General features: G+C 70.2%; 18 protein-coding genes. 8 read left to right on the top strand and 10 right to left on the bottom strand.

Going from position 1 to position 19,942, the window contains the following annotated elements; translation table 11 throughout:
- A complete protein-coding gene (locus ASF43_RS04315) occupies positions 1-291 on the bottom strand; it encodes a 2Fe-2S iron-sulfur cluster-binding protein (protein ID WP_056177075.1) in 291 nt (96 codons plus the stop codon).
- A gap of 67 nt (positions 292-358) precedes the next feature.
- On the opposite strand from ASF43_RS04315, the gene ASF43_RS04310 reads away from it, so the two are divergent.
- The gene (locus ASF43_RS04310; RefSeq protein ID WP_056177073.1) at positions 359-877 is read left to right on the top strand and encodes a GNAT family N-acetyltransferase; all 519 of its coding nucleotides are present in this window, start codon (positions 359-361) and stop codon (positions 875-877) included.
- Between the two features lie 52 nt (positions 878-929).
- Complete coding sequence (locus ASF43_RS04305; protein ID WP_056178097.1) at positions 930-2,603, top strand: FAD-dependent oxidoreductase; 1,674 nt, start codon at positions 930-932, stop codon at positions 2,601-2,603.
- On the opposite strand, the gene ASF43_RS04300 is transcribed toward ASF43_RS04305, so the two are convergent.
- Positions 2,604-4,505 (bottom strand): PhoX family phosphatase, encoded by a 1,902-nt coding sequence (locus tag ASF43_RS04300; protein ID WP_056177071.1) that lies wholly within the window; start codon positions 4,503-4,505, stop codon positions 2,604-2,606.
- Between the two features lie 73 nt (positions 4,506-4,578).
- On the opposite strand from ASF43_RS04300, the gene ASF43_RS04295 reads away from it, so the two are divergent.
- The 3 genes from ASF43_RS04295 to ASF43_RS04285 all read left to right on the top strand — a co-directional run bounded on the left by ASF43_RS04295 (position 4,579) and on the right by ASF43_RS04285 (position 8,461).
- A complete protein-coding gene (locus ASF43_RS04295) occupies positions 4,579-5,952 on the top strand; it encodes a DUF2868 domain-containing protein (RefSeq protein ID WP_056177069.1) in 1,374 nt (457 codons plus the stop codon).
- A 76-nt stretch (positions 5,953-6,028) separates the two neighbouring features.
- Positions 6,029-7,420, top strand: a complete 1,392-nt coding sequence (locus ASF43_RS04290; protein WP_056177067.1) for a GTPase/DUF3482 domain-containing protein — start codon at positions 6,029-6,031, stop codon at positions 7,418-7,420.
- Between the two features lie 126 nt (positions 7,421-7,546).
- On the top strand, positions 7,547-8,461 hold the full coding sequence (locus tag ASF43_RS04285; protein WP_056177065.1) for a DUF808 domain-containing protein: 915 nt from the start codon (positions 7,547-7,549) through the stop codon (positions 8,459-8,461).
- A gap of 3 nt (positions 8,462-8,464) precedes the next feature.
- Here the strand turns inward: ASF43_RS04285 and ASF43_RS04280 are convergent, their stop codons facing one another.
- A complete protein-coding gene (locus ASF43_RS04280) occupies positions 8,465-9,541 on the bottom strand; it encodes an acyltransferase (RefSeq protein WP_056177063.1) in 1,077 nt (358 codons plus the stop codon).
- Between the two features lie 117 nt (positions 9,542-9,658).
- Between ASF43_RS04280 and ASF43_RS04275 the strand changes: the two genes are divergently transcribed.
- Positions 9,659-9,847 carry a DUF2970 domain-containing protein gene (locus ASF43_RS04275; protein ID WP_056177061.1) on the top strand — a complete coding sequence of 63 codons (189 nt, stop codon included), beginning with the start codon at positions 9,659-9,661 and terminating at the stop codon, positions 9,845-9,847.
- A gap of 6 nt (positions 9,848-9,853) precedes the next feature.
- On the opposite strand, the gene ASF43_RS04270 is transcribed toward ASF43_RS04275, so the two are convergent.
- A complete protein-coding gene (locus ASF43_RS04270) occupies positions 9,854-10,243 on the bottom strand; it encodes a VOC family protein (protein ID WP_056177059.1) in 390 nt (129 codons plus the stop codon).
- Between the two features lie 358 nt (positions 10,244-10,601).
- Here ASF43_RS04270 and modA point away from each other — a divergent pair, with 358 nt between their 5' ends.
- Positions 10,602-11,351, top strand: coding sequence for a molybdate ABC transporter substrate-binding protein (modA, locus tag ASF43_RS04265; protein WP_056177057.1), 750 nt, complete (start codon positions 10,602-10,604; stop codon positions 11,349-11,351).
- Between the two features lie 37 nt (positions 11,352-11,388).
- A complete protein-coding gene (locus tag ASF43_RS04260) occupies positions 11,389-11,994 on the top strand; it encodes a CDP-alcohol phosphatidyltransferase family protein (RefSeq protein WP_056177056.1) in 606 nt (201 codons plus the stop codon).
- Here ASF43_RS04260 and ASF43_RS04255 read toward each other — a convergent pair.
- From ASF43_RS04255 to ASF43_RS04230, 6 genes are all read right to left on the bottom strand, one after another.
- Positions 11,967-13,112 carry an FAD-dependent oxidoreductase gene (locus tag ASF43_RS04255; protein ID WP_056177054.1) on the bottom strand — a complete coding sequence of 382 codons (1,146 nt, stop codon included), beginning with the start codon at positions 13,110-13,112 and terminating at the stop codon, positions 11,967-11,969. The two genes, ASF43_RS04260 and ASF43_RS04255, sit on opposite strands and share 28 nt — an antisense overlap.
- Positions 13,109-13,858, bottom strand: coding sequence for a DUF3047 domain-containing protein (locus ASF43_RS04250; RefSeq protein ID WP_056177052.1), 750 nt, complete (start codon positions 13,856-13,858; stop codon positions 13,109-13,111). The genes ASF43_RS04255 and ASF43_RS04250 overlap by 4 nt, the downstream gene beginning before the upstream one ends.
- The gene (locus ASF43_RS04245; RefSeq protein ID WP_056177050.1) at positions 13,855-16,002 is read right to left on the bottom strand and encodes an FAD-dependent oxidoreductase; all 2,148 of its coding nucleotides are present in this window, start codon (positions 16,000-16,002) and stop codon (positions 13,855-13,857) included. Before ASF43_RS04245 ends, ASF43_RS04250 begins: the two co-directional genes overlap by 4 nt.
- Before the next feature lie 666 nt (positions 16,003-16,668).
- Positions 16,669-18,114, bottom strand: coding sequence for a hypothetical protein (locus ASF43_RS04240; protein ID WP_156373122.1), 1,446 nt, complete (start codon positions 18,112-18,114; stop codon positions 16,669-16,671).
- A complete protein-coding gene (locus ASF43_RS04235; RefSeq protein WP_162241755.1) occupies positions 18,111-19,484 on the bottom strand; it encodes a ParA family protein in 1,374 nt (457 codons plus the stop codon). The genes ASF43_RS04240 and ASF43_RS04235 overlap by 4 nt, the downstream gene beginning before the upstream one ends.
- Positions 19,484-19,909, bottom strand: a complete 426-nt coding sequence (locus ASF43_RS04230; protein WP_056177045.1) for a hypothetical protein — start codon at positions 19,907-19,909, stop codon at positions 19,484-19,486. Before ASF43_RS04230 ends, ASF43_RS04235 begins: the two co-directional genes overlap by 1 nt.
- Positions 19,910-19,942: the final 33 nt, after the last annotated feature.

Genomic DNA, 19,942 nt, shown 5'->3' with positions numbered 1-19,942 from the left:
TTACAGCGGCAGGTCCAGCGCCAGATCGCTGGTGGCGTAGGCCACGCAGGGCAGGATCCAGCCCTCGCGCTTTTCGTCCAGCGACAGGCCGGGCCATTCGATGCGATAGGCCACGCTGCCCTCGGTCATGAGGCAGATGCAGCTGCGGCAGGTGCCGTTGCGGCACGAGCTTTCCAGCGCCAGCCCGGCGCGCTCGGCGGCCAGCAGCACGGGCAGGTCGGCCGGCGTTTCGAAGCGACCGGGCTCCTGGCCCGGCCGGGTCAACCGCACGGTGAAAGTGGGGGAGGGCATGGGCGCAGGAGTGTAGGGCGCGCTTGCGGCGACAATCCTGGCCCTTTCCGGCATCTCTCCCCCAAGCATGTCCTCCTACGAAGTCCGTCCCGCCACGATGCGCGACGCCCAAGCCATCGTCGATGTCCACGTCGCTGCCACGCAGGCCGCCTATGCCGGCATCGTGCCCGAGGACCAGTTGAATATTCAGCCCACGGCCCAGCGGCTGTCGAAATGGCGCGAAGCCATCGAGTTCGGCGACCCGCAGGTGCAGGTCGCGGTGTACGAAGGGCAGGTCGTCGGCTTCGTCGCCTACGACCGCTCGCGCGACAAGGGCACCAAGCCCACGGTGGGCGAGATCTGGGCCATTCATGTGCTGCCCACCCATTGGGATGGCGGCTGCGGCCTGGCGCTCTGGGATGCCGCGCGCGAAGGCCTGGAGGACGAAGACTGCACCAGCGTGACGGTGTGGATACCGCTGCGCAACGAGCGCGCGCTGCGCTTCTTCGACCTGGCCGGCTTCAAGCGCGAACTGACGACCGCGCGCACCACGCCGCTGGGCACCATCCGCATCGAGGAAATGCGCCTGAAGCGCGCACTCCCGTAAGCCCCCGCGCAGAATGCGGGGCATCGGCGCCGTCGCGCCGCAGGGTGTCCCGATGACGAATCCTCCAGCCGAAACCCGTCCCGCCACCGCCGACCGCCGGCACCAGATGTTTCCGGTGCTGAGCGATTCGGAAATTGCCCGCATCGGCCGCTTCGGCCAGATCCACCACTACGCGCGCGGCCAGCGCCTGTTCGCGGCCGGCGAGCCCGGCCCGGGCATGTACATCGTGCTCAAGGGCGTGGTCGCCATCAGCCAGCGCGACGGCCTGGGCCATGTGGTGCCGATCACGCGCCAGGGGCCAGGCGAGTTCGTGGCCGAGGTGGGCCAGCTGTCCGGCCGCCATGCGCTGGTCGATGGCTATGCCGATGAAGACGTCGAAGCCCTGCTGGTCGTGCCCGAGCAGTTGCGCGCGCTGCTGGTGGCCGAGGCCGAGCTCGGCGAACGCATCGTGCGCGCGCTGATCCTGCGCCGCGTGGCGCTGATCGAGTCCGGCGCCAGCGGGCCGGTGCTGATCGGCGCGGCCGACTCGCCCGACCTGCGGCGGCTGCAGAACTTCCTCTCGCGCAACGGCCACCCGCACCAGGTCGTCGACACCGCCAGCGACCACGACTCCGCCGCGCTGCTCACGCAGTGCAGCCTGCAGCACGCCAAGCCACTGGCCGTGCTGGCCGATGGCACGGTGCTGGTTAATCCCGGCGAGGACGAGCTCGCGCGCCGGCTCGGCATGGTGGACAGCGAGGCGCACGACGAACTGTTCGACATCGCCATCGTCGGCGCCGGTCCTGCCGGCCTGTCCACCGCGGTCTACGCCGCCTCCGAGGGCCTCAAGGTCGTGGTGCTCGACTGCCGCTACTACGGCGGCCAGGCCGGCGCCAGCGCGCGCATCGAGAACTACCTGGGCTTCCCCACCGGCATCTCGGGCCAGGCCCTGGCCGGCCGCGCCTTCGTGCAGGCGCAGAAGTTCGGCGCGCAGATGCTGATCCCGGCCCAGGTGCAGCAGCTCGACTGCAGCCGCACCGGGCCGGATGGCGAACTCGTGCTGCAGCTCACCGATGGCCGCCGCCTGCGCAGCCGCGCCGTGGTGGTGGCCAGCGGCGCGCGCTACCGGCGGCCCGATCTGCCTCGCCTGGCCGAGTTCGAGGGCCGTGGCATCTGGTACTGGGCCTCGCCGTTGGAGGCCAAGATGTGCCAACGCGCCGAGGTGGTGCTGGTGGGTGGCGGCAACTCGGCCGGGCAGGCCGCGGTCTACCTGTCGCAGCACGCGGCACAGGTCCACATGTTGGTGCGCGGGCCGAACCTGGCGGCCAGCATGTCGCAGTACCTGGTGGACCGCATCGCGGCCGCGTCCAACATCGCGCTGCGCACGCACGCCAGCCTGACGCAGCTGGACGGCGCGCCTGGCCAGTCGCTGCAGCGCGTGCGCTGGCGCGAGCGCGACGAGGAGATCGAGCGCGCGCTCGCCCATGTGTTCCTGTTCGTCGGCGCCGACCCGGAAACGGCCTGGCTGGCCGGCTGCGGCGTGGCGCTCGATGCGCACGGCTTCGTGCTGACCGGCGTGGCGGCGCAGGGGCAGGGGCCGGACTGCGCACTGCTGGAAACCAGCGTGCCCGGCGTGTTCGCCATTGGCGATGTGCGCGCCGGCTCCACCAAGCGCGTGGGCGCCGCCATCGGCGAGGGCGCGGCCGTGGTCGCCGCGCTGCACCAGTACCTGGCCGCGACGGCCTGATCAGGTCCCGACCGGCCCGCCGTCGATGCGGCGGATGGCCAGCGTGGCCGAGCGCGGGCGCCCGCCGTCGGGCCAGGTCGAGTACTTCATGACCTCGTGCGGCGCGCTGCGGTCGGACGCCGGCTCGCCCGGGTGCTGGATGTTCACGAACAGCGTGCGCCCGTCGGGCGCCATGGTCGCGCCGCTGATCTCGCAGTGGACCGGCCCGGTCAAGAAGCGCCGCACCTCGCCCGTCGCCGGGTCGCAGGCCAGCATCTGGTTGTTGCCCAGGCGCTGCAGCTCGCCCTGGTTCAGCGCGGAGGCCGACGCATCGGTCTGGATCCACAGCAGGCCGCGCGCGTCCAGCATCAGGCCGTCGGGGCAGGCGAAGAGGTCGCCGCGGATGTTGCCGCGCGCCTCGGGCCGCGCGTTGGCCGGGTCGCCGGCCAGCAGCAGGTGGTCCCAGCGGAAGCGCGTGGCGTCCAGGTCGCCGTCCTCGGTCCAGCGGATCACCTGGCCCATCACGTTGTTAGCGCGCGGGTTGGCCGCGTCCACGCCGGGCTGGCCGGCTTGGCCGCGCGCGGTGTTGTTGGTCAGCGTGCAGTACACGGTGGCGCGCGCCGCGTCGATGGCCATCCACTCGGGCCGGTCCATGCGGGTGGCGCCCAACAGGTCGCTGGCCTGGCGCGTCTTGACCAGCACCTCGCCCTGGTCGGCGAAGCCGGTCATAGCCGTCAACGGCCCCTCGCCGTGCACGAGCGGCAGCCAGCGGCCCGTGCCGTCGGCGTCGAAGCGGGCGACGTACAGGGTGCCGTGGTCCAGCAGCGTGCGGTTGGCCTGCGCGGCGGTCCGGCCGGGGCTGGCCGGCGCGATGCGGCCGGCGCTCACGAACTTGTAGAGGTACTCGAAGCGCGCGTCCTCGCCCGAATAGAGCACGGCCCGGCCTGCGCGCGTGGCCGCGACCCAGGCGCCCTCGTGCACGCCGCGCCCCAGGGCCGTGCGCTTGACGGGCGCGGCCGTGGGGTCCATCGGGTCGACCTCCACGATCCAGCCGAAGCGGTGGAACTCGTTCGGATGCTGGCGCGCATCGAAGCGGGCATCGTGCTCGTTCCAGCGGAACCAGGCCTCGTCCGTCATGCCCCAGCGCAACTGGTCGGCGTCGCGCCGCGGGCCACCTGCGAAGTAGAAGTTGAAGTTCTCCTCGCCCGCCAGGTAGGTGCCCCAGGGCGTGGCGCTGCCGGCGCAGTTGTTCAGCGTGCCCAGCACGGTGCGGCCCTCGGGGTCGGCGGCCGTGCGCAGCAGCCGGTGGCCGGCGGCGGGGCCGGCAAGCCTGCAGGGCGTGCGCGCCGTGATGCGGCGCGCGAACGGGCTGGGCCGCACCAGCTGCCACTGGCGGCCGTCGAATGCCACTTCGACCACCGACAGGCCATGCGCGGCCTGCGACTTGCGCACTTTCTCCAGGGTCCACGGCGCCATGCCGCCCGTGTGCAGCATGCCCTCGTCCGTGTACTCGTGGTTGATGACTAAGAGGCCGCGCTGGCCGTCCAGTGCGAAGTAGGCCATGCCGTCGTGGTGCATGCCGAGCTGCTGCGCCTGCTCCTCGGCGGTGTTCGACAGGTCGTCGCGAAAGGCCGGCATGGCGCCGGCGAGGCCCACGGGCTCGCCCCAGCGTGCCAGCACGTGCGCCTCGTAGCCGGGCGGCACGGTCACGCGGTCGGCCGTCGAGGCCGGGACGCCCGTGAAGCCGATGCGCGCATTGCCAGCGGCCGGCAGCGCGCAGCCCGCCAGCGGCGCCAGCAGGGCGGCGGTGGCCACGCCCAGGCCGCCCTGCAGCCAGATGCGCCGGGCCGGATCGGACACCGCCGCCAGCGTGGCGTTGCCCGATCGGTTGCTGCACTCCATCGCCGCGAAATCCTTGCCCATCGTGCCCTTTACGTTTGGTTCCATGCCGCTGTGGCATGCTGCGCCGTCCCATTGTCCGCGCCCGCTTTTGCACTTGAATCCCACCCCCATCCGCAGCCCTCTGGCCCAGGCCGCCATCACGCGCGCCGTGCAACTGGTCGAAGACGACGGCCCGCTCGAAGACGGCCAGGCCATGCGCCAGTCTTTCGCCGCGCAGGCCGACGGCGCTGGCCGCGTGCACGAACGCGCGGCGCTGCTGGGCCAACGCCTGGGCCTGGGCCGTGAATGGGCCCGCTGGCGCCACCTGGGCGGCGGCGTGGTGCTGGTGCTGGCCCTGGTCGTGGTGTTCGCCGCCTGGGGCCTGGCGCGCGTGGTGCTGGGCGATGCGCGCGAGATCAACGTGGTGGCGGCTTTCGTGTCGCTGCTGGGGCTGCATGGGCTGACGCTGCTGCTGTGGCTGGCCAGCCTGCTCGTGCCGCTGCCCACGGCCGGCGGCGCGCTGGGCCGCTGGGCCCTGCAGCTCACGGCCCGCTTGCCGCTGGACCGCGGGCCGCACGCCGTGCAACTGGCGCGCGCCACGAGCGACGTGCTGGGCCGCGCGCGGCTCGCGCCCTGGGCCTTCGGCGGCGTCAGCCATGGGATCTGGACGCTGTCCTTCGTGCTGCTGCTGGTCGCGCTGGCGCTGGGCTTCTCGCTGCGCGCCTACCGGCTGACCTGGGAGACCACCATCCTCACGCCGGAGTTCTTCGTGCAGTTCGTGCGCGCCACGGGCTGGTTGCCGCAGCGGCTGGGCTTTGCGGTGCCCGATGCCGCCACGCTGCTGCAGCCCGCGCTGGCCGGCGCCGACGCGCAGCGCGCCTGGGCCTGGTGGCTGCTGGGCTGCGTAGCCGTCTATGGGCTGGCGGTGCGGGTGTTGTGCGGCCTGTGGTGCTGGGCGATGTGGCGGCGCGGCCAGGGCCGGCTGCGGCTGGACCTGGCCGACCCCTATGTGCGCCGCCTGCTGGCCCGCTTCGAGGCCATGGAGCCGGCGCAGATCATCGATGTAGAACATGCGGCGGATGCGCCTGTGCGCGCGCTGGTGCGCGCCGCGCCCGAGACGGCCGAGCGTTGGCTGCTGGGCTTCGAGCTGCCGCCTGAGACTGAATGGCCGCCGCTGCAAGGCCCGTGGCACACACAGCGGATCGAGGGCACGCAGCAGGAGCGCGCCGCCGTGCTGCAGGCCCTGGCCGCCGCGCCGCCGCACAAGTTGCTGATCGCCTGCCACGCGCCCTCCAGCCCCGACCGCGGGACCGAGCGCTTCGTGCGCGAGGCCTGCGGCCTGGCCGGCGCCTGCGGCCTGCTGCTGCTCGGCGCGCGGCAGGAGGCCGACGCCGCCCGTTGGCGCGACTGGCTGCAGCGCGGCACGCTGGCAAAGGTCCAGCTGCACACCGAAGCCCAGGCCGCGCAAGCCTGGCTGGAGGCCGCATGAGCGAAGCGCCGGGCCGCCCCAAGCAAGCTCGCGCCCGCTCAGGCGGACAACAGGCCGCAGGCCCAAGGGTGCACCAGTGACGGACGCACTCGCCATCGCCGTCGTCGGCCACACCAACGCCGGCAAGACTTCGCTGCTGCGCACGCTGACCCGCAAGCAGAGCTTCGGCGAGGTCTCCGACCGCCCCGGCACCACGCGCCATGTGGAAGCGATCGAGCTGCGCGTGCACGGCGCACCTGCGCTGCGCTTCTTCGACACGCCGGGCCTGGAGGATTCCGTCGCGCTGTGGGACTACCTGCAGACCGCCGTCACCGGCCCCGACCGGCCCGACCGCGTGCGCGCCTTCCTGCAAGGCCCCGAGGCGCGCTCCAGCTTCGAGCAGGAGGCCAAGGTGCTGCGCAAGATGCTGGAGGTGGACGCTGCCTTCTACGTGATCGACAGCCGCGAGCCCGTGCTGCCCAAGCACCGCGCCGAGATCGAGATCCTGAACTCCTGCGCGCGCCCCGTGATGCCGGTGCTGAACTTCGTGCGCGACGCCGCGAGCCGCGCGCCCGAATGGCAGGCCGTGCTGGCCGCCGCCGGCTTGCATGCCCAGGTGCGCTTCGATGCGGTCGCGCCCTTCGTCGGTGCCGAGCAGCATCTCTACCAGGACCTGGCCACCTTGCTGCCCGCCCAGCGCGCGCGGCTGCAGGGCGTGGCCCAGTTCCTGGCCGACGAGGTGGTGCAGCGCCGCCGCGCCAGCAGCCGCGCCATTGCCGACCTGCTGGTGCGCCTGACCGCACTGCGCCGCCCCATCGAGGAAGAGGTGCACGCCGACCCGGCCCGGCGCCGCCAGGCCGAGCAGGACTTCCAGCAGCTGGCACTCGGCTTCGTGCGCGCGGCCGCTGACGGTCTGCTGCAGATCCACGGCTTTCGCGGCGACGACGCGGCCCTGGCCCAGCTGCCCTGGCAGGACGGCCGCTGGGACAGCGACCTGTTCCATCCCGAGACGCTGCGCGAAGCCGGCAAGCGCCTGGGCATGGGCGCGGCCGTGGGCGCCTCCATCGGGCTGGTGGCCGACGCGGCCGTGGGCGGCCTGTCGCTGGGCGCGGGCGCGGCGCTGGGTGGTGCCATCGGCAGCATCGTGTCGCAGGGCTGGCGCCAGGTCGGCGGCAAGCTCTTGAACCAGGTGCTGGGCGTGCGCGAGCTCACGCTGGACAACGCGCTGCTGTTCCTGGTCGCGCTGCAGCTGCTGGGCCTGGCGCGCGCGCTGGAGCAACGCGGCCACGCGGCGCTGACGGGCTTCGTGCAGGGCCTGGAGAGCGACCCGGCGCTGGACGCGCCGCTCAAGCGCGCCGTGCAGGCCGTGCAGAGCGCACGCAGCCATGCCGACTGGGAGCGCGCCGGCGCCACCTCCGCGCGACGCGCGCGCCTGGTGGAGCAGGTGGCCGAACTGCTGGAGCCGCTGGCCGCTGCTCCGGCGGCCTGACCGACGCTGCATTTGCGCCGCGACCGCGTCGATTGCGGTCCGCCGGCTGACATCTTTCGGTGCCTGTGCTTCGGCACAATTCCGGCCCAGCACAACGCACAACAACGATCCCGAGGGAGTCCACCCATGGCCACCAGCCTGCTTGCCCTGCTCGACGACATCGCCACCGTCCTGGACGATGTCTCCGTCCTCACCAAGGTTGCCGCCAAGAAGACCGCCGGCGTGCTCGGCGACGACCTGGCGCTCAACGCCCAGCAGGTCACTGGCGTCAAGGCCGACCGCGAACTGCCCGTGGTCTGGGCTGTCTGCAAGGGCTCGCTGCTCAACAAGGCCATCCTGGTGCCGGCAGCGCTGGCCATCAGCGCGTTCGCGCCCTGGGCGATCACGCCGCTCCTGATGCTGGGCGGCGCCTTCCTGTGCTATGAGGGCTTCGAGAAGCTGGCGCACAAGTTCCTGCACAGTGCCGAAGCAGCGGCGGCACACAAGGAGGAGATCAAGCGGTCCGCCGCCAACCCGGCCGTGGACCTGGTGGCGCTGGAGAAGGACAAGATCAAGGGCGCCGTGCGCACGGACTTCATCCTCTCGGCCGAGATCATCGCCATCACGCTGGGCACCGTGCAGCAGAGCGCCTTCGGCACCCAGGTCGCGGTGCTGGTCGGCATCGCCGTGTTGATGACGGTGGGGGTCTACGGCCTGGTCGCCGGCATCGTGAAGCTGGACGACGCCGGGCTGTACCTGAGCCAGCGCGGCGGCGCGCAGGCCGCGCTGGGCCGCGGCATCCTGTGGGCCGCGCCCTGGCTCATGAAGGCGCTGTCGGTGGCCGGCACGGCCGCCATGTTCCTGGTGGGCGGTGGCATCCTCACGCATGGCGTGTCAGTGCTGCACCATGGCATCGAGGAGGTGGCGGCGCACACGGCCGTATGGCCTGGCGGCGGCTTCTGGGCCGCGCTGACGCCCATGCTGTTGAACGCGGTCATCGGCATCGTGGCTGGCGCCGTGGTGCTGGGCCTGGTCACGCTGGTGAAAAAGCTGCGCCGTTGATGCTCAGGGCTGGAGCCCGCGCCGCGCGAACAGAAGGCGGCGCAGCCCATGCGCCCACCAGCCCTTGCGCTGCTCGCACAGCACAGCCATCACGGCCACGATGGCTCCCGTTCCGACGAACATGAAGACGCGGTTGGCCGCATCCGTGGCCGGCCAGGGCGTCACCGTCGACAGGAAATGCGCCACGGGCAGGTGGACCAGGTACACCGTGAACGTGGTCTCCGCGCAGCGCCGCACACAGTGCTCCAGCCGCGGCTGCACGCGTAGCCGCAAGTGCGACAGCCCCACCGCGCCGACGAGGTTCAGGCCGAAGATGGCCGCCACCGCGTAGCGGTTCAGGATCGATTTCTCGCCGACCCAGGGTGACACCGCGTCGTGCGCGGCCAGCCAGTGCCGGCCCTGCCACAGGTACAGCGCATACAGCAGCACGCTGGCGGCGAAGGCCAGCGCGCCGACGCGCGTCGACACGGGCCGGTGCGCCATCGTGCGGTACAGCAGCACGCCCAGCAGCCACAGCGGGAACAGCACGGCGATGCGCGGGCCGACGAACAGCAGCACCGAGCCCACCCACAGCCAGGCTCGCCGCCGGTCGGCGATGAACACGGCCAGGCCGAACAGCACGTAGTACCAGACCTCGTAGCCCAGGGACCAGTAAGGCAGCATCGAGCCGATGTCGGTGGACAGGTACCAGATCTGGTTCAGGAAGGTCAGGCTGCTGACCACTTCCCACCACAGGGGCCGGTTCTGGTCGACGACATGCGTGACATAGGCGCCGGGATCGATCAGCGTGCCGACCGTGTCGAGCGCAAAGGTCAGCAGCACGGCCGGCACCGCCACTGAGTAGATGCGCGATGCGCGCGCCACGACATAGTCGGCGGCCGTGGCGTGCCGGGCATGCGTCACCCAGGCGATCACGTAGCCCGACAGCACGAAGAACACCACCACGGCGTCGTCGGCGATCGCGCTGAACTGCCACAGGAAGCCGCCCGTCAGGCGCTGCGCCGACAGGTGGCCCAGGAACACGACGACGGCGGCGCTGAACCGGACGAGGTCCAGGTACAGCGAGAGCTTGGAGTTCATGCGGCGTGTGGGGCAGTGCGCGGGTGGGGCTGGAGTCTATCCATCCGGCCGTCTGCTCCGGTCCGCCGGCCGCAACTGCACCTGTCGCGGCCCGCCGATCGGCGGCACAGTGGGGCCATGTCCAAATTCCTGCGGGCGCTGCGCGTCGTACTGTGGAGCTTCATCGGCCTGGGTGGCCGGCGCGAGGTCGCCGACCAGCGCATGCACCAGATCGGCCTGATGCCCATCATCGCCATCGCGGCGGTGCTGCTGGCGCTGCTGCTGGCGGGCCTGATGGCGCTGGCCCATGTCGCCGCAGGCGCGTAGCGGCCCTTACGGCGCGGCCTCGTAGAGCTCCAGCGGCAGGCCGTCCGGGTCGGCGAAGAACACGAAGCGCCGGCCCGTGTATTCGTCCACGCGCACGTCCTCGACGGCGACACCCTGCGCCTGCAGCTGCGCCTTGCACGCATCCACGTCCACCACCTCGAAAGCCAGGTGCCGCAGGCCCTGGGCCTCCGGGCGCGAGGGCCGGGGCGGCGCGCCGGGAAACGAGAACAGCTCGATCTGCGCGCCATCGGGCAAGGCCAGATCCAGCTTGTGCGACTGGCGCGCCGCGCGGTAGTTTTCCGCCACGATGGTGAGGCCCAGCACTTCGGTGTAGAAGCGTTTGGACCGCGCGTAGTCGGAGCAGATGATGGCGGTGTGGTGGATGCGGCGCAGCATGGCAGGTAGGGCAGTGTGGCGCCTGAGGATAGCCCAGCAGGCAATGCGGGCGTGCTCTTGCTGCCCGACGCAGCCGCTGCAGCGGCACCGCAAGCACCAGTGCGGCACGGGCGCTGCGCCGGCACCGGCGGCAGTGGCTTTCGCCGTGTTCCAAATGACATAGCGATTGTCTGCTGGCCGCTGCAACGCAGGCCATGCCGGCGCATGGCAAGCCCTCTGTCGTTCCTGCAGCATTTGGATGCGGATACACCATGGGCATGACCCGGTTGCGCCTGGCCTCCAGGCTGCTTTGCTATATTCAAGCAAGCACAGCGCTGGCTGTGCACCCACGGTCCCGCTATCTGTCAGGAGTCATCGCATGCGTGTCTTTGCCGTCGCATCCCTGGTCATCGCACTGGCGCTGCCGGTGGCCGCCTGGTCCCAGCAGATCACCGTCTCGGCGGCGGCCAGCCTGACCGATGCGTTCAAGGAACTGGCGCCCAGGTTCGAAGCCGCCAAGCCCGGTGCCTCCGTGCGCCTGAACTTCGCGGCCTCGGGCGTGCTGTTGCAGCAGATCAGCCAGGGCGCGCCGGTCGACGTGTTCGCCAGCGCCGACCAGGAGACCATGAACCGCGCCGATACGCAAAAGCTCATCGACGCTGGCTCGCGCAGGAACTTCGTGACGAACAGCCTGGTGCTCATCGAGCCGGTGCAGGGTGGCGTGGGCGTCAAGGGCCTGCAGGACCTGGGCGGCGCGGCGGTCAAGAAGATCGCCATCGGCAAGACCGCCACCGTGCCCGTGGGCCGCTACACCAAGGAAGTGCTGGACCCGGCCAACCTGTGGGCCACGCTGGAGCCCAAGTTCGTGCAGGCCGACAGCGTGCGCCAGGTGCTGGACTACGTGAGCCGCGGCGAGGTCGAGGCCGGCTTCGTCTACCGCACCGATGCCGCGCTGATGGGCGAGAGGGTCAAGGTCGTCGCCTCGCCGCAGGGCGCGACGCCGGTGTCCTACCCCATCGCGGTGGTGGCCGACAGCCGGCGCAAGGCGCTGGCGGCGGACTTCATCGCCTACGTGCAGTCCGAGGCCGGACAGCGGGTGCTGGGCCGCTACGGCTTCGGCCAACCCTGAGCGCCGCTACAGTGCGGGGCGCGCACGCCCCGCCCCCATGTTCGACCGCCAAGCCACCGCCCTAATCCGCCCCGCCATCACACGGCTGGCGCGCGCGTTGTCGGCGATGGGCGTCAGCGCCGACACGCTGAGCGTCATTGGATTTGCGATCGGCATCGTCGCCGCAGTGCTGATCGCCAGCCAGCTCCATGCCTGGGCCATCGGCGCGATCGTGCTGTCGCGCCTGTGCGATGGGCTGGACGGGGCCGTGGCGCGGCTGTCGGCGCCCACCGACCGCGGCGGCTTCCTGGACATCACGCTGGACTTCCTGTTCTACGCCGCGATTCCCCTGGCGTTCGCCGTGGCCGACCCGGCGCGCAACGCGCTGGCCGCTGCGGCCTTGCTGACCGCCTTCATCGGAACCGGATCCAGCTTCCTCGCGTTCGCCGCCATCGCAGCCAAGCGCGGCATGGCCAGCACCGACTACCCGGACAAGTCCTTCTTCTTCCTTGGCGGCCTGGCCGAGGCCGGGGAGACGCTGGCGTTCTTCATCGCCATGTGCCTGTGGCCGCAGCACTTTGCGCTGCTGGCCTGGGTGTTCTGCGGTATCTGCGCGCTGACTGTCGCCACGCGGCTCTACTGGGGGTGGCGGTCGTTCGGATGATGCGTGGCATCGCTGCCATACCGCGCCACGAAGCGTTGGTCGATCCCGTCCTTCCAGCGCCAGACCCAGTCGCCCGTCCACGACCACGGGCCCCACACCGCCGTGGCCCGTTGGCCGCCCAGCGCCAGCAGGTACAGCGCACGGGCCTGCGGCGTCCAGTCCTCCGGTACACGCCCCTCGCACAACGCGCGCAGGTTGCGCGCCAGCACCGGGCCGGCACGCACGGCGAACACGCCGGACCTGGGCCGCGCATCCGCATAGGCCGCCACGTCGCCGGCCGCCAGAACCTGCGGATGGGACGTGCTTTGCAGGCTGCGCGTGATGGGGATGAAGCCTTGCGCATCCGTCGCCAGGCCCGCGGCGCGCGGCCAGGCGGGTGCGGCGGCGCCGGTGGCGAGCAGGCAGGCGTCGAAGGGCAGCGGCGCACCCTGGTCGAACAGCAGCCGGCCTGCCTCCACCGCGCGGGCGCGCTGCCCGCCCCGCCAGGCGATGCCGCGCGCGCGCAGTTGTTGGGTCAGGCGTTGGCGCACGCCGTCGGCAAAGCCGGCCAGCGGCAGCGCATCCGCTCCCACCAGCGTGATGCGCAGCGGCGGCCATCCTGCTGCCAGTGCGCGGTGGTGCATGGCCAGCGCCAGTTCGATGCCGCCGGCGCCGGTGCCCAGCACGGCCAGGTCGAAGCCGCCCGGCTGCGCGGCCATGCGTGCGGCCAGCGCCGGCCAGGCCGCGGCAAACCCTTCGATGGGCCGCACGCAGAGCGCATGGTCGGCCGCGCCGGGCATTTGCTGCACGGCCGCCACGGGGCCGGTGTCGATGGACAGCCGGTCGAAAGGCAGGCGCGTGCCGTCCGCGCAATCCACCGTCTGGCCCGCCAGGTCCAGCCCCGTGCAGGCCGTGGTCTGCAGGCGCACGCCGGCCCGCGCGGCCAGTGCGTCCAGCGCGATGGCGCACTGGTCCAGCGCGTAGTGCCCGGCCACCCAGCCCGGCAACATGCCCGAATAGATCTGCCGCCGGTAGGGCGTGACGAGTGTGACCTGCCAGCCCGTCAGCGGGCGCGCCGCCAGATCGGCCAGCACGGCCAGGTGCGCGTGGCCGCCGCCCAGCAGCACCAGCTGCTTCATGGGGCGGCCACCAGCCGCAGGTCGCCGAACCAGGTCTCGGCGGTGTCGCCGGTGTTGTCGGTGTCCGCGCCGATGCCGAAGCCGCCCAAGCGCGGTGCGGTGCCGCCGAAGGCTTCGGCCCAGTCGCGCCGCAGGTCGCGCGTGTGGCTGCGCCAGGTGGTGGCCTGCGCGTCGCCGCTGTCCACCACCACCATGCGCACGCGGTCGGTGTAGGGGTTCCAGGCGGTGTGGCCCGCGGGCTGGGCCTGGCCCCAGACGTAGCACAGGGCGGCTGCCGGGATGTCGGCCCCGGACAGGGCGCGTGCCGCCTGTAGCGCCACCCGGTCGCCGAAGGACAGGCGCTCCAACGGCAGGTCGAAGAACACGTAGAGGCGCGCGGCATAGTCGTCGCCGCCCTTGCTGCGCACGTCGGAGCCGGCCAGCGCACGCGCCACCTTCCATTGCCACTGCAGCAGCGGTGTGCGCGCCGGGTCCACATCGACCCGGCACACCAGCGACGAGGCCGAGGCTGCAGAGCGCACGCGCAGCACGCGGCGGCCCGCATCGTCCACCATGTCGTAACGGTTGGCGCGCTCCACCTTGGGCAGGCGCTGGTGCGTCCAGCCCGCAGGCAGCGTGTCGCCCGGCGGCGCGGTGGAGAGCAGGGGCGGCTGCCCGTCCGCCTGCGCGCCGGCAGGTGGGCTGACGCCGGTGGCCGCCAGGCCCAGCCAGGCCAGGGCCTGGCGGCGGTGCAGGCCCGCCCTCATCCGCGCCTCCAGCCATGGAAGCGTTCGACCCAGCCCAGCAGCTTCTGCGGCGCATGCGCGCGCTTCCACTGCCCTGCCGCGTACTTGTTCGCCTCGGCCATGGTGGGGTAGATGTGGATGGTGCCCAGGATCTTGTTCAGCCCGATGCCGTGCTTCATGGCCAGCACGTATTCGGCGATGAGTTCGGCCGCGTGCGCGCCCACGATGGTCACGCCCAGGATGCGGTCGCGGCCGGGCGGGGTGAGCACCTTGACGAAGCCGCGCGCCTCGCTGTCGGCAATGGCGCGGTCCAGGTCGGCGATGTCGTAGACCGTCACCTCGTGCGGGATCTTGCGCGCGCGGGCCTCGTCCTCGTTCAGGCCCACGCGCGCCACCTCGGGCTCGGTGAAGGTGGCCCAGGGGATCACGCGGTAGTCGGCCTGGAAGCTCTTGAACGGCGCGAACAATGCGTTCACCGCCGCGTACCAGGCCTGGTGCGCCGCCACGTGCGTGAACTGGTAGGGCCCGGCCACGTCGCCGGCCGCGTAGATGTTCGGGAAGTTGGTCTGCAGCAGGCCGTTGACCTGCAGCGTGCGGCCGGTCACCACGCCCAACTCCTGCAGGCCGAAGCCCTCCAGCCGCGCCTGGCGGCCCACGGCCAGCAGCAGCGTGTCGAAGGCGATGCGCACCTCGGCGCCGGCGTGGGTGGCGACCAGCGTCTTCTGGCCGTCCACCACCTCGCAACGCACGGCCTCGTGGCCCAGCCGCAGCGCGACGCCGTCCGCGCGCAGGCCCTGCGCCACCAGCTCGGCCGCGTCCGCATCCTCGCGCGGCAGCAGGCGCGGGCCACGGTGCACCTGCGTGACCTGGCTGCCCAGCCGCGCGAAGGTCTGCGCCAGCTCGCAGCCGATGGGGCCGCCGCCCAGCACCAGCAGCCGACCGGGGCGCTGGCGCAGGGCCCAGACGGTCTCGGACGTGAGGTAGCCCACCTGGTCCAGCCCGGGAATGTCGGGCACCAGCGGCTGGCCGCCGGTGGCGACCACGATGCTGCGGGTGGAGAGGGTGCGCACCTGGCCATCGGCCTGCGTGATCTCCACCTGCCAGGGCGAGACGATGCGCGCGCGGCCCTGGGCCACGTCCACGCCCAGCGCGGTGTAGCGCGCCACCGAATCGTGGGGCGCGATCTGTTGCACCACGCGCTGCACGCGCTCCATCAGGTCGGCGAAGTCATGGTCCGCGCTGGCCGAGCGCACACCGAAATCCGGCGCCCGCGCCACCTGCGACAAAAAGCGCGCCGAGCGGATCAGCGCCTTGGACGGCACACAGCCCGTGTTCAGGCAGTCGCCGCCCATCTCCCCCTGCTCGACGAGGGTGACCTTGGCGCGCACGGCCGCCGCGATGTAGGCCGTCACCAGCCCCGCCGAGCCCCCGCCGATCACGACGAGGTTGCGGTCGAAGCGGCGTGGCCGCGTCCACCCCGCGTAGACCTTGCGTGCGCGCAGCGCGTCGCCCAGCTTGCGGGCCACCAGCGGGAACACGCCCAGCAGCACCAGCGCGCCCAGCAGCCCGGGCGAGAGGATGCCGGCCAGCGAGTCGATGCGCCCCAGCTGCGTGCCCGCGTTCACGTAGACCAGCGTGCCGGGCAACATGCCGAGCTGGCTCACGCCGTAGAAGGTCAGCGGCCGGATGCGCGTGAGCCCCATCACCAGGTTGATGACGAAGAAGGGCAGGATGGGCACGAGGCGCAGCGTGAACAGGTAGAAGGCGCCATCGCGCGCCATGCCGGCGTTCAGCGTGGCCAGCCGGTCGGCAAAGCGGGCCTGCACCCAGTCGCCCAGCAGCCAGCGCGCCGCCAGAAAGGCAAGCAGGGCGCCGATGCTGGACGCGAAGGAAACGATGAGCGTGCCCCAGCCCAGGCCGAACACCGCGCCCACGGCCAGCGTCATCACCGCCGCGCCGGGCAGCGACAGGGCCGTGACCAGCACGTACGCGGCGAAGAAGGCGAGCGCCGCCTGCAGCGGCTGCGCGGCGCGCCAGGCCTCCAGCGTGGCCTGGTGGCGCTTGAGGGTGGCCAGGTTCAGGTACTGGCCCAGGTCGAAGGCGAAGAACAGGGTGATGCCGGCCAGCAGGGCGAGCAGCAGCCACCAGCGTTTGTCTAGGCGCATCAGATAGGTGAGGGTTGAGTCAACGATTGGCAAAAGCGGATGGGACGGAAACGACGCTCGCAGCGCAGCGCGTACGGTCTCCTGAAGCTATTGGATCCGATCTGAGGCCTGGCTGTGAGGGCGCGCCTGGCACTTCCAGCAACGGGTCCAGCGTCTGCACGCCTAGCCAATCGCTGGTTTGTGCTGGCGGGTGGCCGCACAGTTGAAGTGCAGCGCGCAGTAGATGCAAGTGCAGCCGTTCATCACCGCGCCACGGCGGCGCATCTCCATCAGCGTGCGGCATTTGGGCTCTGCCCTACGACTGCTGGAGCAAGGTGATCGTCCGCGTCTCGCATACACGCGGCAATCACTCTGCGCTGCCCAACTTCCTTGCCGCCAGGTCGTGCGATTCTTGGGCGTTGATGCTGCACATGAACGTGATGGTTTGGTCTGTCACCGATCTCGAGGAGGCCTGCATGGGGCTGGACGACTACGCCGACCTTGCATTCGCCCCAACTTCGCCTGTCTCATGCTGGACGGTCGTGTCGGCGTGATGAGGAGCTTCGCTGGCCCGCTGGGCATCGCTGCGGCCATGCTCCGGCGCCCGTGCAGCGGCGTGGTCAGCTGGCCACGAACCTCGCTTGCGGATCTTCGGGGCGAGCGAACGCCTGGCACAAGACGAACGCATTACCGGCGTTTGGGTACAGCAACTCCGCCCTTGCGCAGGATGCCTGCCTCCACGCGAAAGATGTCTGGCACGTTGATCTTGCCGTTGCTGCGCTCTTCCATGACTGCAACGCTGACCATGGCTTCGAGCAGCGCCTCCGAATCGGAGGCCGCCGCCAAGCCGGCCGGAACCGACTGCGCCTGACGGTTTCCCGTCGCTTGGATGGTCTCGATGACACGCTTGTCTCGCCACAGTTGGAACAACTGGTTCCTCGTCATCGGCACGAGTTGGCGCTTCAAAGCTTCGAGCGATGGCCTGATCCAGCCGTAGTCCTCGTACAGCTCGTTCAGCCGGACTTGAGATGCCGAGCGCACCCCATCGAGCAGGCTGAGATGGTCGACGGCGCGGTCTACCGGGGCGGGCGAGTGTTCGGCAGCCTTCTTCCATGCCGTGAGAAAGGTTCGGGGCGCACAGGTATTGGCTGCGTCGCTAAGGTGCAGAGGCACCCAGGTGTACACCAGGCCACGCTTCTTGCTGCTGCCCATGAACTCACCGGCCAACGCATGGACTAACTTCCGTTGCGGCTCCAAGTCGGCCATGCTGTCGCTGCCATCTATGGGCAGCGCCGCCAGGGCACCTTCCCGGGCCGCCAGTGCGTGCAATGCCGGCTTGCCCCGCTGGTTGCGCAGGATTTCGAACAACAGCAAGCCATAGAGCTCCTGGGGTTGCCAGATCAGGTTGACGTGGTCATTGCGAATCTTGGAACTGTCCGGGAACATGAACAGCTCGCGGTCCGCAAACTGGTCCACGCGCATAAAGATCTTGGCGCGGATGCTGCGAAAGGACTGCAGGCCGATGGAGAGGCGCAGCAGTGCCTTGGACAGGTCGCGAATGCCATTCCAGTCGGGACCCAGGCGATCCAGTGCGTCAAATACCACCAACAGATGGCGCCTCTGTGCGCCGAGCTGTCGATCCAGCTCCGACAGAACGTTGGAGTACAGCGTGGGATCACTGCGCAGCGCCGCGATGGAGTGGGTAAGGTTGAACACCGGCTGGCCTGTCACTGCGTTGGCGATCCTCAAGAAAACACCCTTCCAGATCAGATCGGCCGGAACGCTCTCGGCCTGTAGCTGAACCACCTCGTCCACGGTGGGCGCAAAGTCATCGGTGCGGATGGACCCATTGAAGCCCAGCTTTACCTCGGTGGTTTTCAGTTCAGCGTGCTGGTAGTGTTCCGCCAGCTTGTTTCTGACCTCTTGGTTCAGCAGGGCGTGTGTCCAGAAGCTCTTTCCCATGCCACGGTTGCCAACCACCAACTGGCGGCGTAAATCCAGCACGCCTCGGTGCCCGGCGGGCAGGAACGCCCGGTCAGCGGATATCGGGGTGTTGGGCTCCACCCGGGATGCCAAGTCGAACTCCGCCATGGCGCGACGAATGTCTGCGAAAGCAATGGCTGCGGTATTCACGATGAAGGTGCTGTGCGGCTAGCTACAAGAATGGCGTCCACTGCGTTGAGGAGCGGGCGAAAGCTCTGCTCGTAGAACGCGGCGGACAACTGACCGGGAACGCGTGCGGGATCGAAATCGATGAACGCGGGATTGAATGGAACGACCAGTGGCCAGTGCGGCGCAGTGCGGTCTTCGCGGGCGAATCGGAGTGCGTCGAGCTCGGCGTCTCCTTCGTTTTCCAACTCCGCGTCGTACAGGTACTCAGAAAAGAGCTCGTACCAGTCGTCGCGCAAGCGCTGCTCGGTGGCCGCATTGAGGCTGGACTTGGCATAAACCGGCCGCAGCGCCATGCGCCACTCCCCTGCGCCGTTCTGCATGCGGTCTCGCTGCGCCAGCCACCGGAGCGCTGCGAACAGCGCGCGGTAACCCTCGATGGTCTGGGTCTGCGCAGTGCCGAACAGCAGCACCGTTGCACCCAGGCCGATCAGCGCGGGTGCCGTCAATTCGGCCAAACCGGCCCGGCTGTCGATCAGCACCGCGTCGTAAGAAGCGAGCGCGGCCACGCGGTCTAGCATAGCCAACACCTGCTGGCCCACTGACACGGCGCGTTCTTCTTCGATGTCCTCGACCATGGCACGCGCCAGCTTGGCCATCACGTTCTCCGGCGCTGCGGCGGACTTTCGACCGATGGCAGGCATCACGTCCACCCGGCCGCCGCCGGGTTCAGTCAGGTGGCTGGTGCCGACGAAGTCAGGCAACCATTCGTCACTTACGCCACCGATGCCGTTTTCCACGAGGAAGTCGATGACGCCGAACGCGGGCAGGCGCTCGTCGTCCAGCATAAGGTGCCCAATGCCGGGCGCCTCGAGGTCCAGGTCTACCACGAGGACGTTCCGATGTCGCCGGGCCAGGTCTGCGGCGACGACGGCCAAGGCGGTGGAGCGGCCCACGCCGCCTTTCAGCGACGCGAACACCAGGCGCGGCGGAAACACAGGCCCTGCAACGGGATGCGCCAGCCAGCCCGAGCCCACGATGCGGCGGTCGATCAGGTTGCAGAACAGGTTGCCAACTTGCACAGGTATTCGTTCGGGCGAGTCCAATATTGCCGAAGCACCTACTTCGTCCATGTACACCACGGGACGATGCGCGCGCGCGTAGCACCCAAGCGCCGCCGAAACCTCCTGGGTCAGCGGGTCGGATTTCGGAGCCTCAGGGGGTATGTCGTCATTCGCGTCCGGCGGCGCAGGTCGCATCGCCCTGGCGAAGAACGCCAGCCTTCCAGTTGCGTCTCGAAGGACGGTGCCTTTCTCGACGAACTCTGGGCCGCCGTGTGATGCAAGTACGCTGACCAGGGCTGGCAGCGCATCATCGAAAAGTACACCGGGCATTACGGTGCTCCCATCTGGTTCACAAGCTCGTTGGCGTCCGCCTTCCATTCCTCCACCCGCGCCTCTGGCACCTCGATGGACGGCGCGTAGCGCATGTCCGTATGCCACTGTCGGAAGATGCGACCAGATTGCGCGACCGCGCGCAGTTGCCCAGCCCGACGCCCGCTGATTTGATCCAGCAGGAGGCGTTTCAACTCTGGAAAATGTGCATAAAACGGATCGTCGCGCCGCCGCTCTGGTGATAGGGGGCGCATGCCGCTGTCGCGCATCATTTGCTTCACCGCCAATTCACCCGCGAGGCCGAACAGGTAGCCCGCGACCACCTTGCAGCCAGGCTGGGCGCCAGCTCCGGTCGCCGCGTAGAGAGTTGCCGCCGCCCGCAGGTGACGACGGGCGGCGTTCTGGAGATCAAGTGTGTAGGCCATGGCTGTCTAAGACGGGCCGGGCAGGATAACGCA

Origin of the sequence: Pseudorhodoferax sp. Leaf267 (assembly GCF_001422405.1) — a bacterium.
GTDB lineage: Bacteria > Pseudomonadota > Gammaproteobacteria > Burkholderiales > Burkholderiaceae_C > Pseudorhodoferax.
The sequence above is the reverse complement of the archived record's forward strand: the minus strand, read 5'-3'. Positions and strand labels throughout refer to the sequence as shown.

Bases quoted from the DNA above. Each gene is read 5' to 3' on its own strand.
- ASF43_RS04310 (WP_056177073.1), top strand. From the start codon at position 359: ATGTCCTCCTACGAAGTCCGTCCCGCCACGATGCGCGACGCCCAAGCC.
- ASF43_RS04255 (WP_056177054.1), bottom strand. From the start codon at position 13,112: ATGAAGCAGCTGGTGCTGCTGGGCGGCGGCCACGCGCACCTGGCCGTG.
- ASF43_RS04260 (WP_056177056.1), top strand. From the start codon at position 11,389: ATGTTCGACCGCCAAGCCACCGCCCTAATCCGCCCCGCCATCACACGG.
- ASF43_RS04305 (WP_056178097.1), top strand. From the start codon at position 930: ATGACGAATCCTCCAGCCGAAACCCGTCCCGCCACCGCCGACCGCCGG.
- ASF43_RS04250 (WP_056177052.1), bottom strand. From the start codon at position 13,858: ATGAGGGCGGGCCTGCACCGCCGCCAGGCCCTGGCCTGGCTGGGCCTG.
- ASF43_RS04315 (WP_056177075.1), bottom strand. From the start codon at position 291: ATGCCCTCCCCCACTTTCACCGTGCGGTTGACCCGGCCGGGCCAGGAG.
- ASF43_RS04230 (WP_056177045.1), bottom strand. From the start codon at position 19,909: ATGGCCTACACACTTGATCTCCAGAACGCCGCCCGTCGTCACCTGCGG.
- ASF43_RS04280 (WP_056177063.1), bottom strand. From the start codon at position 9,541: ATGAACTCCAAGCTCTCGCTGTACCTGGACCTCGTCCGGTTCAGCGCC.
- ASF43_RS04300 (WP_056177071.1), bottom strand. From the start codon at position 4,505: ATGGGCAAGGATTTCGCGGCGATGGAGTGCAGCAACCGATCGGGCAAC.
- ASF43_RS04235 (WP_162241755.1), bottom strand. From the start codon at position 19,484: ATGCCCGGTGTACTTTTCGATGATGCGCTGCCAGCCCTGGTCAGCGTA.
- ASF43_RS04245 (WP_056177050.1), bottom strand. From the start codon at position 16,002: ATGCGCCTAGACAAACGCTGGTGGCTGCTGCTCGCCCTGCTGGCCGGC.
- ASF43_RS04275 (WP_056177061.1), top strand. From the start codon at position 9,659: ATGTCCAAATTCCTGCGGGCGCTGCGCGTCGTACTGTGGAGCTTCATC.
- modA (WP_056177057.1), top strand. From the start codon at position 10,602: ATGCGTGTCTTTGCCGTCGCATCCCTGGTCATCGCACTGGCGCTGCCG.
- ASF43_RS04270 (WP_056177059.1), bottom strand. From the start codon at position 10,243: ATGCTGCGCCGCATCCACCACACCGCCATCATCTGCTCCGACTACGCG.
- ASF43_RS04285 (WP_056177065.1), top strand. From the start codon at position 7,547: ATGGCCACCAGCCTGCTTGCCCTGCTCGACGACATCGCCACCGTCCTG.